Raw genomic sequence first — 13,271 nt, forward strand, 5'->3', positions numbered from 1 at the left:
CGGAAGTTGGACTGAGAAATTCAGTTCCGGAGCCTGGGGGTCAGTCGTATGCGAACTGGGGCCTTTCTTTATGCCTTAAGACTGGGGCCTGCCGCAGGGGGCGCTGAAAAGTCTCTTCTTCAGGCTAGGGCGAGGCACGTGGCGGCGACATATCGCCGCGGAGGTTCGGGGGTTATTCGGGCCCATACATTCGAGGTCTGACCACAGGCCGTGTACGTTCCTCCGATCTCGCGGCCCACCACGCAGACAAGTCTCCCCTTGGAACTGGAGCCAACCTGCGAATATCCGGTACCCGGGCCTGACCTGTGCCGGAGTGCCTCCACCGCCCGATAAAAGGGTCCCGAGCAGGCGATCGGATTCGACATGGCCGTGACCTCATTTGGCATCTCGTTCGCGCTGGCCGGCTGTGCCAGCATGAGCGAAGCCGCGAGGCTGAGCATCACGGAATAGACAACGGAAGTACGGAGGAAGAGCTTCTTCTTTGACACCATTAAAGGAGAGCACGCTTCCTTCTCTTAAGTCAACCCCACAGTTCAAATTCCGCGAGGGGGCGTCAGCTCTTCATGAGCTCACAAATCCACATGGGAGCCGAGGAAAAATGGAGATACTAGGGCAGACCTGAACATTCATGAGTACAACTGGGCCGGTCGTGTGGCTCTTTTTGTGGAGTTCCTTACGTTCCGGGGCCGGATGCGGCCAGTCCGTTTAAGAACTCATCTCATTTGGTGGGTCTGCGGAAGCAAATCAACGTGCGGGCGATGCCGGCGAGCGCGAGGAAGTGTTCGGCTTTGCGCTCGTAGCGGCGGTGGAGTCGGCGGCATCCGGCTATCCAGGCTCTGGAAGGCGCTCAACGTACCGACCGGCTGCCCTTCCACACCCTCCTCACGCGTTTGTCCTCGTTCCCGGTGGAGCCCAGGAGACTTCCATGGGCGCCCTACCGTCTGGCTCTCTCCCGACGGTAGGGCGGCCTGCACATGATTGCCCTGCCCCCAGCGGAAGAGGACACCTCTGCCTGAGACGCGATGCCTTCCCCCGGCCAGTCGAACGACGGGGCCGCCTCTTACATCACCCGGTGTGAGATGCCATCAGTGTCGTGGTGCGGTGTCGCCTGGTCCTAGCTGATGCCGATGGTCTGGCCGCCGTCCACGACCAGTGAGTGGCCGATGGTGAAGCCTCCGAGGTCGGAGCACAGCCACAGCACGGCCGCGGCTATTTCTTCCGGCGTGCCCATGCGCCCGATGGGTTCCTGGGCGATGACTCGTGCTCGGCCTTCTGGGGTGTCGCCGGAGAAGCGGTCCATCATCGGGGTCTCGATGATGCCGGGGCAGATCGCGTTGATCTGGATGCCCTGGGCGGCGTAGTCGAGGGCGGCAGACTTGGTCATGCCGAGGATGCCGTGCTTGGCGGCGGCGTAGGCTGCCTGGCCCTTGATGCCGATGACACCGGCCCCGGAGGAGATGTTGACGATCGATCCTCCGCTCTCGGGCATGGCGAGGATCTCCTGCTTCATGGATACGAACACCCCGCGCAGGTCGACTGCGATCAGGCGATCCCATTCCTCCTCGCTGGTCTCGGCCAGCGGCTTGGGCGGCTGCTCGATGCCGGCGTTGTTGACTCCGATGTCGATCGGGCCGAGCACGTCGACGGCAGATGCCACGGCGTCCTCAACGTTCTGGCTGTCGGTGACGTCGCAGAGGACGGTGTGCGCCCGCTGCCCTTGGGTTTCGACGAGCCGCGCGGTCTCGCGCAGCGGTGCCTCGGTGGGGCCGGTGACGGCGACATCAGCACCGGCGGCGGCGAAGGCCTCCGCGGTCGCTCGGCCGATGCCGCTGCCCGCTCCGGTGATGAACACGGTCTTGCCGGTGAAGTCGAAGGCGATGGGCATGATGATCCTTCCACGCTGCTTCGGTAGTGCTCTCGCGGACCACGTGCCGTTGGGTCAGAGGGTGAGCAGGACCTTGATCGCGCGGCGTTCGTCCATCGCCCTGTAGCCCTCAGCGGCCTCCTCGATCGGGAGCTCGAGGTCGAAGACGACACCCGGATCGATCTGGTTGGTCATGATGAGATCGATCAGCTCGGGCAGGAACCGGCGCACGGGCGCGGGGCCGCCGAGCAGGCTGACCGTGGAGAAGAACAGATCGAGCCCGTCAAGCTCGACGCCGTGTGAGACACCGACGTAGCCGACGTGCCCGCCGGGCCGGGTCGCGTGGATCGCCTGCATCATCGACTCCTGCGTGCCGACGGCCTCCACGGTGGAATGGGCTCCGTAGCCGCCCGTCAGCTCCTTGATCCGTGCAACGCCTGCGTCACCGCGCTCCTCAACGATGTCGGTCGCGCCGAACCTCTGCGCCAGCGCCTGTCGGTCCGCGTGTCGCGACATCGCGATGATGCGGTCCGAGCCGAGGTGCTTGGCCGCGAGGATCGCGAGCAGTCCGACGGCTCCGTCTCCGACGACGGCCACGGTCTTGCCCGGACCGGCCTCGGCTGCAACAGCGGCGAACCAGCCGGTGCCGAGCACATCGGAGGCGGCGAGCAGGCTGCGCAGCTGAGCCGAGGTGGGCTCGCCGGGCACCTTCACGAGGGTGCCGTCGGCGAGCGGGATGCGGGCGAACTCGGACTGCGTGCCGACCGAGCCCATCATGACCTGATGGATGCAGCGGGACTGGAACCCGGCCCGGCAGAGCTCACAGCTGTTGTCGGAGGCGACGAACGACCCGACGACGAAGTCGCCGACGGCGATGTCGTGTACGTCGTCGCCGACCTCCTCGACGACGCCGACGTACTCGTGGCCCATCGGGGCGGGGCCGTTCAGTTCCTCCGCACCGCGGTAGGGCCACAGATCGGAGCCACAGATGCACGCTGCGGTGACACGGATGATCGCGTCGGTCGGCTCGACGATGACGGGCTTCTCGATGTTCTCGACCCGGACGTCTCCGGGCGCGTGCATGACCACGGCGCGCATGGTTCCTCCTCGTGTTCGTTCACTCATCGCCATCAACGACACCACGGTTCACACGTGGGCGGGAGACCCGCTTGATAGGGGTATCACCAGGGACTCCCTCGTACCCGGCCTGGCCGATTACCGTTGAAGCCATGGACAATCGAGCCGAGGTCCGAGAGTTCCTCACCACACGGCGGGAGAAGATCACGCCTGGTGACGTTGGGCTGCCGGCGGGCACGAACCGGCGGGTCAAGGGGCTGCGCCGCAGCGAGGTCGCGACCCTGGCCGGGGTGAGCATCGAGTACTACACGAAGCTGGAGCGCGGAGCGATCAGCGGCGCGTCCCCGGAGGTCCTCGACAGCATCGCGAAGGCGCTGCGGCTCGACGACGCCGAACGGGCCCACCTGTTCGACCTGGCGCACGCCGCGAGCCCGGTGGCCCGGCCCCCGCGTAGGCGAAGCTCGAAGTGCTGGACACCTCATCCGAGCCTGCAGTGGACGCTGGACGCGGTCACCGCCGGGCCCGCGTTCGTCCGCAACGGGCGGATGGACCTGCTGGCGGCGAACGCGCTGGCCCGGGCTTTCTACAAGGACACGTACGACATGCCCGGGCAGCCGCCGAACATCGCCCGGTTCACCTTCCTCGACGAGCGCGCCTATGAGTTCTACCCGGACTGGGACGCCTTCGCGGAGGTCACCGTTTCGATCCTGCGCACCGAGGCGGGCCGCGACCCGCACAACAAGGAGCTGCACGACCTGATCGGGGAGCTCTCGACCCGCAGCGATGTTTTCCGCCACCTGTGGGGCGCGCACAACGTGAGGCACCACGGCACGGGGTTCAAGACGTTCCACCACTCGGTCGTCGGCGCGATGACGCTGGCCTACGAGGGGATGGACCTGGAGGCCGAACCCGGCCTGACACTGACGGTCTACGCCGCCGAGCCCGGCTCACCGTCGGCCGAGCGCATGCAGCTACTCGCCTCGTGGGCCGCCAGCGAAGCCCGAAGAGATCACCGCGTACGTGGACGCGGGCTATGACCCGAGGGTGACACGGGCCCTGTGGCCGAGCGCGGCCTGCGTGGCGAGATCGCCTGTAGGAGCGAGAAGGCTCCGGTCCAGGCCACCCAGAGGTGGCACGTGGAGCGTGCCACCGCCTGGCACAACGCGTTCAACCGGCTCCAACGCTGCTATGAACGCTGCGAGAGAGTCATCCGCGCCTTCCCGACCTGGCTGACGCGGTTATCACCGTCCTTAGCCTGACCAGGAAAGCCTGGATCACCCACCGCTGGAACGATCGCCCGAAAAGTTCGCCTCAACCATCGGACGCCCCGGCGTGTGTGCTCTGTTTGTGCTCCGCGGTTTTGGACCGGAACGTCACCGGGCGGCACGATATGGCACAGAACGGCATCCTGATTCGGATGGTGCGGTGTGTCCTGCGTTTTTCGGGGTCATCGATGCCCGGTAGCGTCATGGTATTGGTGACGCGGCCACTGGGGAGCCACGCTTCACCGGCGCGAAGGTCGACTTTGAGGAGCTACCGAAGATGTTCCAGGGGCTGGCACGGTATGTACCCACGGTGAATGACGCGACAGAGCGCGGCATGGTCTATCCCCGGCGATCCCTGGTCCTGGTCGCCGGGGTACCCGGGGCCGGGAAGAGTACCCTGCTGCGGCGGCTGTTCGGGCTCCGCGGAAACGAGGAGCGGACCGTGCTCACCGCGGAGGGTGTGCGGGTGATCGACTCGCTGCAGTCGCGGTACCAGCTGGGATCATTGCTCGGTCGTGTCCCCTACCCACTGTGGCGCTGGGTGGTGCACGTACTGCACCTGGCCCAGGTGGCTGCGGCGCTGCGCGGCGGCCCGGTGGTGGTGCACGAGTGCGGGACCCGGCGCCCGGTCCGCGTGCTGCTCGCCTTGCTCTGCCGACTCCGCCGGTACGAGATGCACGTGTTGATGATCGACGCCACTCCGCAGGAGGCCCGGAACGGGCAGAACGCCCGGGGTCGGCGGGTGACCGAGCGCAGCCACCGGGCGCATTCGCGGCGCTGGCGACGGCTGCGCGCGGCCACCCAACACGGGCCGGCGGCATTCGCGCCGGGCACGCGCAGTCTGCTCGCACTCGACCGGCGCCAGGCGCGGGAGCTGACCTGGATCCGATTCGGCCCCTGCGCGAATACTTGTAGTCCCCTGTACGCCGCGATGGAGTCGCCCCTACCCAGCTTCAAATCGACGAGGTAACCCGGTCCTCGCCCTTCTCATCCAACGGTCGCAGGTTCGAATCCTGCCGGGTGCGCCAAAAACTCCAGGTCACAGCCTCAGCAGACCAGGGACCAACAAGGTCGCCTTGCTGGTGAGTCCAGGGTGGTAGCGAGGTGGGATCCGGTCTTCCACCCCTGCCTCGTCCATGCCCGTGCCTGCAAGCCCTGTCGGTACCCCGCGGCGTCAGCCACGAAGACCAGCCAGTCGTCTCCTGGGCGGTCAGCAATGAGGCAGCACGCCCACTGGCTACCTGCTGCTCCAAGTTCGGCGATGGCCCGCTCCCATGAGTGACGGATGGATTGGAACGAAACGGCGCCCCGTGACACGTACGGGCACGAACTTCTAGTCTGACGCTCCGGGGCGAACGGCGGACATGAACCTTCCGGCGTGGTAGCTGGTGGTGACCTCGTCGAAGCAGATGGGCTGTCCGGTGCGAGCGGCATGGACCATCTTGCCGTCGCCGGCGTACATGGTGACGTGGGAAGGCGGGCCCGGGATGCCGCCTGTGTCGTAGAAGAGCAGGTCTCCTGAGCGAGAGCTTCGAGAGGGACCTGGGTTCCGATGTTGACCTGGTCGACGGTGACTCGGGGGGTTTTGACGCCTGCGGCTTCCCAGGCTCGGAGGACCAGGCCGGAGCAGTCGGAGCCGTGGGGCCCATGCCGCCCCGGGCGTAGGGCTTGCCGAGTTGTTGGACGGCCCGTTCCGCGGCGATCTCGTCCTTTTCAGTGTTGGCGGGCACCTGGTGGTCGGTAGTGAGCAGGGACTCGTACTCGGCGATGTTGGACATGACGTTGTCGACGTAGGTGTTCCACGGGTTGTAGCGGAACAGGGCAGCGCGAAGCTGTGTCTCGTCGCTGAAGTCGACCCGGTTTTCGGGGTGGCTGGTGCACAGTTCGACGGTGGTTGAGGCGGCGACGTAGGCGTCCAGGAGCACGGGGTGGATGCCGGGTGCCTGGGCGGGATCAGCGAGTTGGCGCCAGGTCGGGCGGTCGGGCCCGGGGCTGCTCAGCTGGTTGTGGGTGGCTACGCGGGCCCGCACCGAGGATTCCGGGGTCAGATTGCGGCACATGGCGCTCATACGCCTGGCAGACGGGACGAGGAAGAGCACGGTGGAGGGGAGTCCGCTGCTCTGGGCGGGGAAGTGGTAGCGGACGAGTTTGTCGGCCAGGCGGGAGTGCGGTTCAGTTCCGGTGTCGTACTCCACGAAGGCGTCCAACACCTGGCCGTCCTTGTTCCCAGCGCAGGTCGCATCGGGGCGGACCCGGTCGCCCCAGGCTTCGCGGCAGCGGCCTTCGGGCCGCCACTGGCGCAGGTCGGCGCGCCTGCTTCTGCTGGCGGTGACGGTCAGTTCCACTCAAGTCTGAGTCACGCCGATGGTGTGGCTCAGTTGAGCGGAGCGGGACAGGCGGTCATCCGTGCTGTCTCGTGGTACATCGTGACGGTGCGGTCGCTCTTCTGCTCCGCACGCAGGTGCAGCATGAAGGACTTGATGCGGAGGTTCAGGGGTCCAGCGGCCATGCCTCCCGGCCCCGACGAACACGCTGGACACCCACAGGAGCCAGCTCTTCAGGCATAAAGCCACCCGGAAACGACTCTGGCCCGGTCGCGAGACCGGGCCAGAGGAAGTACGAGAGCCGACGAGGGGACTTGAACCCCTAACCTATCGCTTACAAGGCGATTGCTCTGCCAATTGAGCTACGTCGGCCGGATACCGGGGCCGGGGCCTCGGAACATCCGAACTGAATGGTACCGGGTCCGGTGCCGAGGGGCCTACTCGGCACCGGTGACCGGGTTACTTGGCTTCGGCGCCGCGGCGGCGGGCGACCTCGTAGAGGGAGACACCGGCGGCCACGGAGGCGTTCAGGGACTCGGCTCCGCTGATCGGGATGCTCGCGACCACGTCGCAGGCCTCGCGGACCAGGCGGGACAGGCCCTTGCCCTCGGAGCCCACCACGATGACCAGCGGGCCGGTGGCCAGTTCGAGCTCGGGGAGCTGGGTGTCGCCGTCCGCGTCGAGGCCGGCGACGAACAGCCCGGCCTTCTTGTAACTCTCCAGGGTGCGGGTCAGGTTGGTGGCCTGGGCGACGGGCAGCTTGGCCAGGGTTCCGGCGGAGGTCTTCCACGCGGACATGGTCACGCTGGCGGTGCGCCGCTCCGGAATGAGCAGGCCGTGCGCGCCGAAGGCCGCGGCCGAACGCGCGATGGCGCCCAGGTTGTGCGGGTCGGTGACCCCGTCCAGGGCGACGATCAGCGGCGGGGTGTCCGAGGCCAGCGCCTTGTCGAGCAGGCCCTCGGCCGCCCAGTACTGGTAGGGGCGGACCTGGAGCACGATGCCCTGGTGGGTGGCGCCGGGCAGGCCGTTGCTCTCGCAGCGGCGGTCCAGGTCGGTGCGGTTGACCTCGACCACGTCCACGCCCTGGGCACCCGCGAGCTTGGCGGCCTCGTTGACGCGGTCGTCCGGGTCCAGGCTGTTGGCCAGGAACAGGCGGGTGGCGGGCATGCCCGCACGCAGCGCCTCGACCACCGGGTTGCGGCCGATCAGCAGGTCGGAGTTGTCCGGGCGGTCGGGCGAGCGGTCCTTGCGGGGGCTGTCCGAGGCGCCGGACGGGCCGCCGGTCTGGGCGGTGCGCTTATTGGCCTTGTGCCGCTGCTTACCGTCGTACCAGTGCCGCTCCGAGGCGGGCAGGGTGCCGCTCTTGGGCTCGAGGGAACGCCGGTTCTTGCCGCCGCTGCCCTTCGTGGGGCCCTTCTTACTCTTCTTCGCCGGCATGGTCGCCGCCTCCCGTTACGTGTTGCGAGCATGCCGGAAGAGCTCTTCCGGCCGATGGGGTAGCCGCGACGCCGAGGGGCGGCGGCAAACTCCCAGCCTAATGCCGACGCGCTACCACACGCGTCGGCCACCAGAGCGGGCCGGGCCGGGAAACCCCCGGTCCCGGCCCTGATCAGATCTTGTTGTGCGGCCCCGGCTCATGGAACCCGGGCCTGACAGCCCCGCTTGCCGAAACCTCAGCTTTGGCGCAGGTCCCAGCGCGGCCCCTGCGGGGTGTCCTCCACCACCACACCGGCCGCGGCCAGCTGGTCGCGGATGGCGTCGGCCGCGGCGTAGTCCTTGCGTCCCCGAGCGGCCTGGCGCTGTTCGAGGGCGACCGCCACCAGGGCGTCCACGACCTCGGTCAGCCCCTGGTCACCGCTGCCGGACCACTGCTCGCTGAGCGGGTCCAGACCCAGGACGGCCAGCATGGTGCGGAGTTCGGCGGCGATCTCCTGGGCCTTCTCCTTGGCCCCGGAGCCCAGCGCCGTGTTGCCCTCGCGCACGTGCCCGTGGATGACGGCCAGCCCCTGGGACACGCCGAGGTCGTCGTTGAGCGCCTCGGCGAACTCCGCGGGGACGTCCTCGGCCGGGGTGATCGTGCCCAGAACCTCGGCCGAGCGGGTGAGGAAGCCCTCGATGCGCTGGTAGGCGGAGGCCGCCTCCTGGAGCGCGGCGTCCGAGTAGTCGATGGTGGACCGGTAGTGGGCCTGGCCGAGGTAGTAGCGCAGTTCCACCGGGCGGACCTTCTGGACCACCTGCGGGATGAGCAGCGAGTTTCCGATGGACTTGCTCATCTTCTCGCCGCCGATGGCCAGCATGCCGTTGTGCAGCCAGTACTGGGCGAAGCCGTCCCCGGCGGCGCGCGACTGCGCCTGCTCGTTCTCGTGGTGCGGGAAGATCAGGTCGAGCCCGCCGCCGTGGATGTCGAAGCTGGGGCCCAGGTACTTGGTGGCCATGGCGGAGCACTCCAGGTGCCAGCCCGGGCGGCCGCGCCCCCACGGGGTGTCCCAGCTGGGCTCGCCCGGCTTGGCGCCCTTCCACAGGGCGAAGTCGCGCGGGTCGCGCTTGTCCCGGTCCGGGTCGGAGTCGCATGACTCCACGACCTGGTCCAGGCGCTGGTTGGAGAGCTCGCCGTAGGCGGGGTGCGAGCGCACGTCGAAGTAGACGTCACCCGAACCGTCGTCGGCGGCGTAGGCGTGCCCGGCGTCGATCAGGCGCCGCATGAGCTCGATCATCTCCGGCACGTGGCCGGTGGCACGCGGCTCGACGGTGGGCGGCAGGCAGCCCAGGGTGTCGTAGGCCCAGGTGAAGGCGCGCTGGTTGCGCTCACTCACCTGCCACCACGGAACGCCCTCGTCGGCGGCGACCCTGATGATCTTGTCGTCGATGTCCGTGACGTTGCGGCAGAACGTGACCTGGTAGCCGAGGTGGGTCAGCCAGCGGCGCAGGATGTCGAAGTTGACGCCCGACCGGATGTGGCCGATGTGGGGAGGTGCCTGCACCGTGGCACCACACAGGTACAGGGAGGCACACCCCTCACGAAGCGGGGTGAAGTCTCGGACCTGTCGGGCACTGGTGTCATAAAAGCGCAGACTCACGTTGTCAAGACTATCCGCTTTCGCTTCGCAGGGGCATCCCAAGCCAGCAAGCGCTGTCAGGCCCGGTGGCCCGTCTGGTCGTTGTCCGAACGCCCCCAGCTCGCTGTCCGGTGCCGTCCGATTGCTGTCTGGCCTGCTCCGGACAGCACAGAGGACACATATGGGGCAAGCCGTATTGGGCCCGCCCGCATGTGAAATGGCCCGGCATCCGGGGCCGACCTCGGCGAACGATCGGCCGCTACGCTCCGTCAATTGCGGCAGAACACCACAGAGTGCCTCTGCGCCCCGGTGTCGGGGAGGGCCTGGAAGCAACCGGAATCGGCCGGAATCTCGTGTTAGCAGCACCGCCTCGACTACTCTTCGATGACGATGGCCCCTTTCAACAACGCCCCCGAGACAGGGACACGGAACGGTCGGACCGCGGGTCGCGGCGCGGGAGCCGGCGCTCTCGTCGGTGGCGCCGTGTTCGTCAGTGTCATCGCCCTGTGCGCCCTTGTCATCGCCTACAACGGCATCTACAGATTCGCCCTGCTCGTGCACGAGGAGGGCGGCTTCCTCGCACACATCTTCCCGGTGACCTTCACCCTGCTGGTCCTCATGGCCTTCTGGGTGAGCTACGTGCTCCGCGCGGCACCCCCACGGGAGCGCCTGTGGGTGGACGTCGTCCTCATCCCCCTGCTGATCCTCGCCGCGGCCGTGCCGATGGTGCTGAACAGCATGGGGCTCATCGAGCGGCTGGGCGACGACAACGCGCGGATCGTCCAGGTGGTGGTGGCGGTCGCCCCGCTGGCCGCCCTGTTGGTGGCGTTCCTGCTGTGGATCACCGTGCGCGCGCACATCCGCAAGCGCAACATCCAGGTGCGTCCGCGCCCGAAGCCCTCCGATGATCGCCCCACCGTGCTGCGGAGCCGTCCCGAGACGGCCGAGTCGGGGGTGGGTGCGGAGCGGGTGGACGAGGCACCTGTCCGGGGCTCGCACGAGCCGGAGGCGCTCAAGACCCGTCTGCTGCGGCTGGGTGCCGACGAGGACTACGACGAGCACGAGCCCGACGAGCGCCACGGATCCGCCCGGGCCGACGAGGTCGAGGCCCGCACGGAGGCTGGCGGCCGGGTGAAGCCGGACGGCCGCGCGGCGGACGAGGAGGACACCCTCCCCGAAGCGACACCGTTGCCCGCCCGCACCTCGACCCTGCGCCGCGACCGCGCCGAGCAGCGGGAGAAGGAGCGCCTCGAACGCGAGGAGCTCGAACGGGCCGCACGCGAACGTGACGAGCACGAGCAGCGTGAGCGCGAGGAGCGAGCCGACCTCGAAAGGCGCGAGCGCGAGGAGCGTGAACAGCGCGAGCGGGCCGAGCGTGAGCGGGAGGAAACCGAGGTAGCCGAGGAAGAGGCTCGGCTGCGTGCCGAGGCCGGTCCCGACGACCCGACCGAGGTGATCCCCGCCGCCCGAGGAGCCGGGGCTGGGACCGCGGAGAGTTCGGGAACGGGACGGTCCGAGGAGCCGGAGGCCGATCTGGCCGAGGCCTCCGTGCCCACTCTGCCGCTCCCCCGCCGCTCCCGTGGCGGCGGCAACCCGATCAAGCGTGCGGCCGCCGAGCCGCCGGTGGTGCCCGGCGCCGCCGCTCCCGCACCCGAGCCGGAACCGGAGCCGGCACCAGGTCCTGAGCACCGGGCCGCTGCCGGAAGCGGTTCCGGGAGCGGGGCCTGGGGCGAGGGCGGGGCCGACGACGCTGCCGGGGACGGGCCGGTCGTGGTGGTCCCGGACCACCTGGCCGACGAGGGCTTCGAGCACGAGCCCCCGGTCGCCGACCCCGCCACGGACGAGGCCGAGGCACCGATCCCCGTGCCGGTCGCCGTCGCACCCGAGCCCGAGCCTGTCGCCGTCGAAGCCGACGGCACAGGTGACACCGATGACACGGTGGAGCTGTGGCCCGCGGGAGAAGCCGAGACCGACCCGCTGCCCGAGGTCGAGGACCTCCCCCGGGCGGAGGAGCTCACGGACTCCGCTGTGTCTGAGAGGCCTGGGGCAGCTGAGGCACCCGAGGTGCCTGGGGCGGCCGTGGCCGCGTCTGAGCCGGAGGACCGGCCGCAGACCGGGGCCGAGCCCGCTGACACGGGCGGGGCCGGGTCCGAGGCCGGATCCCTGTGGGAGCCTCCGTCCGAGGCCGAGAGCGCCTCGCCGCTGGCCGACTACGTGCCGCCGGTGTGGACCCCGCCCGAGGAGGACACCCCGGCCGCGGACGCCGCTCCCCTGGTGGGGATGGGGACCGGGTCGGCCGAGGACACCACCCCGGCGCTGGACCACGACACCGGCCCCGAGGTGCGCGCCGCCTTCCGCTTTCGAACGAAGCGGCGCGGTGCGACAGGTTCCAAGGTGGAATCGGAGCCGGAGCAGCTGCCCGAGCCCGAGCCACTGCCCGCCCAGAAGGAGCCAGCGCCTGAGCCGGAGCCCGAGGCCGCGCCGGAGCCCGAGGTTCAGCGGGAGCCGGAGCGGGACCCGAAGGCCCCACCGGAGCCGGTGAAGGCGGCCAAGGCGCCTGCGCCCGAACCCAGGCCGCGGAAGCCGCTGGAGAAGCGGCCGATGATCCTGAAGCCCAAGCGCCCGCCCATGCCGGACTTCGCCTCCGGCCCGCCCTCCCGACGGGTCCGCAGCGAGCCCCTGCCCCCGGACGAGCGCTGATTCAGCACGCTGTCGGCCCCGGAACCCTGCCCTGGGTTCCGGGGCCGACGTGTGTTTGGAGGCAGCACGAGGTGGGCGGGAACTGAGGCTTGCCCGAGATCGACGTTACGCGTGCGATGAGGGGTGCCGCCGGGCTCGGTCCTGGACCTGTGGATAACTCGTCGTCCCGCCCCGGATCCCGCCCTGGCGGGGGGGATATGCACAGCCTGTGGACAACTCGCCCGGCCCACACCTGCCCACCCGACGAAGGCGGGGGGCGGACTTTCGTCGCTCGTTACGGGGTGCGCTGTTCAAGACACCCAGAGGGGTGGGTTTCGGCCCCATGGGTGAGGGCCGTGGCAGGGGCCGGATACCGGCTTCGGCAATGCGGTTGGCCTGGGCGGGCACAGGATTACCCCGGCCCCGCGCACACGCTCGCGGCCGGGCCTTCAGGGCGCCCCAGAAGCAGCGAAGCAGCCCCGCCGGGGGCGGGGCCGCTTCGTTGTGCGTGCGTCAGTCCCTGGGGGCGCACAGGGCCGTGGCGACGGCTGCGATGCCCTCGCCCCGGCCGGTGAGGCCCAGCCCGTCCGTGGTGGTCGCGGAGATGCTCACCGGAGCACCCACGACCTCGGAGAGAGCCTTCTCCGCCTCGTCGCGCCTGGGAGCGAACTTGGGTCGGTTACTGATGATCTGGACGGCCACGTTGCCGATCTCGAAACCGGCCGCGTGCACGCGCGCGACGGTCTCGGTGAGGAGTGCGGCGCCGGAAGCGCCCTTCCACCGGGGATCGGAGGTGCCGAAGTTGGATCCGAGGTCGCCCAGTCCGCAGGCGGACAGCAGGGCGTCGCACGCCGCATGGGCGGCGACATCACCATCGGAATGGCCGCTGACACCGTCTTCTCCCGGCCATTCCAAACCGGCGAGAAAAAGTGTTCGTCCAGGAGAAAACGGGTGGACGTCGGTACCGACGCCCACCCGAGGCATTTTCGTCATGAATTACGTGATT

The 13,271-nt window shown here is 68.9% G+C and carries 10 protein-coding genes, 1 tRNA gene and 3 pseudogenes; 4 read left to right on the forward strand and 10 right to left on the reverse strand.

The window, feature by feature from the left end; translation table 11 throughout:
- Positions 1 to 718: 718 nt before the first annotated feature.
- From NE857_RS31255 to NE857_RS31265, 3 genes and pseudogenes are all read right to left on the reverse strand, one after another.
- Positions 719 to 835: pseudogene (locus tag NE857_RS31255) on the reverse strand (IS5/IS1182 family transposase); the annotation flags it as partial.
- 279 nt (positions 836 to 1,114) lie between these two features.
- Positions 1,115 to 1,885: an SDR family NAD(P)-dependent oxidoreductase gene (locus NE857_RS31260; RefSeq protein WP_254418858.1), complete on the reverse strand. Its 771-nt coding sequence runs from the start codon at positions 1,883 to 1,885 to the stop codon at positions 1,115 to 1,117.
- A 54-nt stretch (positions 1,886 to 1,939) separates the two neighbouring features.
- A complete protein-coding gene (locus NE857_RS31265) occupies positions 1,940 to 2,962 on the reverse strand; it encodes a zinc-dependent alcohol dehydrogenase family protein (RefSeq protein WP_254418859.1) in 1,023 nt (340 codons plus the stop codon).
- Between the two features lie 131 nt (positions 2,963 to 3,093).
- Here NE857_RS31265 and NE857_RS31270 point away from each other — a divergent pair, with 131 nt between their 5' ends.
- The 3 genes and pseudogenes from NE857_RS31270 (at position 3,094) to NE857_RS31280 (ending at position 5,176) form a co-directional block, all read left to right on the forward strand.
- On the forward strand, positions 3,094 to 3,978 hold the full coding sequence (locus NE857_RS31270) for a helix-turn-helix transcriptional regulator (RefSeq protein WP_254418860.1): 885 nt from the start codon (positions 3,094 to 3,096) through the stop codon (positions 3,976 to 3,978).
- Positions 3,941 to 4,253, forward strand: a pseudogene (locus NE857_RS31275) (IS5/IS1182 family transposase); the annotation flags it as partial. The gene NE857_RS31270 and the pseudogene NE857_RS31275, both read left to right, overlap by 38 nt.
- A gap of 230 nt (positions 4,254 to 4,483) precedes the next feature.
- Positions 4,484 to 5,176, forward strand: a complete 693-nt coding sequence (locus tag NE857_RS31280) for an AAA family ATPase (RefSeq protein ID WP_254418861.1) — start codon at positions 4,484 to 4,486, stop codon at positions 5,174 to 5,176.
- A 363-nt stretch (positions 5,177 to 5,539) separates the two neighbouring features.
- Here NE857_RS31280 and NE857_RS34615 read toward each other — a convergent pair whose 3' ends face one another.
- From NE857_RS34615 to cysS, 6 genes and pseudogenes are all read right to left on the reverse strand, one after another.
- A complete protein-coding gene (locus NE857_RS34615) occupies positions 5,540 to 6,163 on the reverse strand; it encodes a C40 family peptidase (RefSeq protein WP_363319958.1) in 624 nt (207 codons plus the stop codon).
- A gap of 187 nt (positions 6,164 to 6,350) precedes the next feature.
- Positions 6,351 to 6,551, reverse strand: a pseudogene (locus NE857_RS34620) (replication-relaxation family protein); the annotation flags it as partial.
- A gap of 29 nt (positions 6,552 to 6,580) precedes the next feature.
- Positions 6,581 to 6,715 carry a hypothetical protein gene (locus tag NE857_RS34405; protein ID WP_301184276.1) on the reverse strand — a complete coding sequence of 45 codons (135 nt, stop codon included), beginning with the start codon at positions 6,713 to 6,715 and terminating at the stop codon, positions 6,581 to 6,583.
- A gap of 114 nt (positions 6,716 to 6,829) precedes the next feature.
- Positions 6,830 to 6,902, reverse strand: a tRNA-Thr gene (locus NE857_RS31290).
- Between the two features lie 87 nt (positions 6,903 to 6,989).
- Positions 6,990 to 7,967 carry a 23S rRNA (guanosine(2251)-2'-O)-methyltransferase RlmB gene (gene rlmB, locus NE857_RS31295; protein ID WP_254418862.1) on the reverse strand — a complete coding sequence of 326 codons (978 nt, stop codon included), beginning with the start codon at positions 7,965 to 7,967 and terminating at the stop codon, positions 6,990 to 6,992.
- Between the two features lie 236 nt (positions 7,968 to 8,203).
- Complete coding sequence (gene cysS, locus NE857_RS31300; protein WP_254418863.1) at positions 8,204 to 9,607, reverse strand: cysteine--tRNA ligase; 1,404 nt, start codon at positions 9,605 to 9,607, stop codon at positions 8,204 to 8,206.
- A 363-nt stretch (positions 9,608 to 9,970) separates the two neighbouring features.
- Here cysS and NE857_RS34410 point away from each other — a divergent pair, with 363 nt between their 5' ends.
- Complete coding sequence (locus tag NE857_RS34410; protein ID WP_301184277.1) at positions 9,971 to 12,286, forward strand: DUF2637 domain-containing protein; 2,316 nt, start codon at positions 9,971 to 9,973, stop codon at positions 12,284 to 12,286.
- A gap of 492 nt (positions 12,287 to 12,778) precedes the next feature.
- Here the strand turns inward: NE857_RS34410 and ispF are convergent, their stop codons facing one another.
- Positions 12,779 to 13,249, reverse strand: a complete 471-nt coding sequence (gene ispF / locus NE857_RS31310) for a 2-C-methyl-D-erythritol 2,4-cyclodiphosphate synthase (protein ID WP_254422161.1) — start codon at positions 13,247 to 13,249, stop codon at positions 12,779 to 12,781.
- Positions 13,250 to 13,271 lie beyond the last annotated feature (22 nt).

The sequence above is a fragment of the Nocardiopsis exhalans genome (genome assembly GCF_024134545.1).
Taxonomy (GTDB): domain Bacteria; phylum Actinomycetota; class Actinomycetes; order Streptosporangiales; family Streptosporangiaceae; genus Nocardiopsis; species Nocardiopsis exhalans.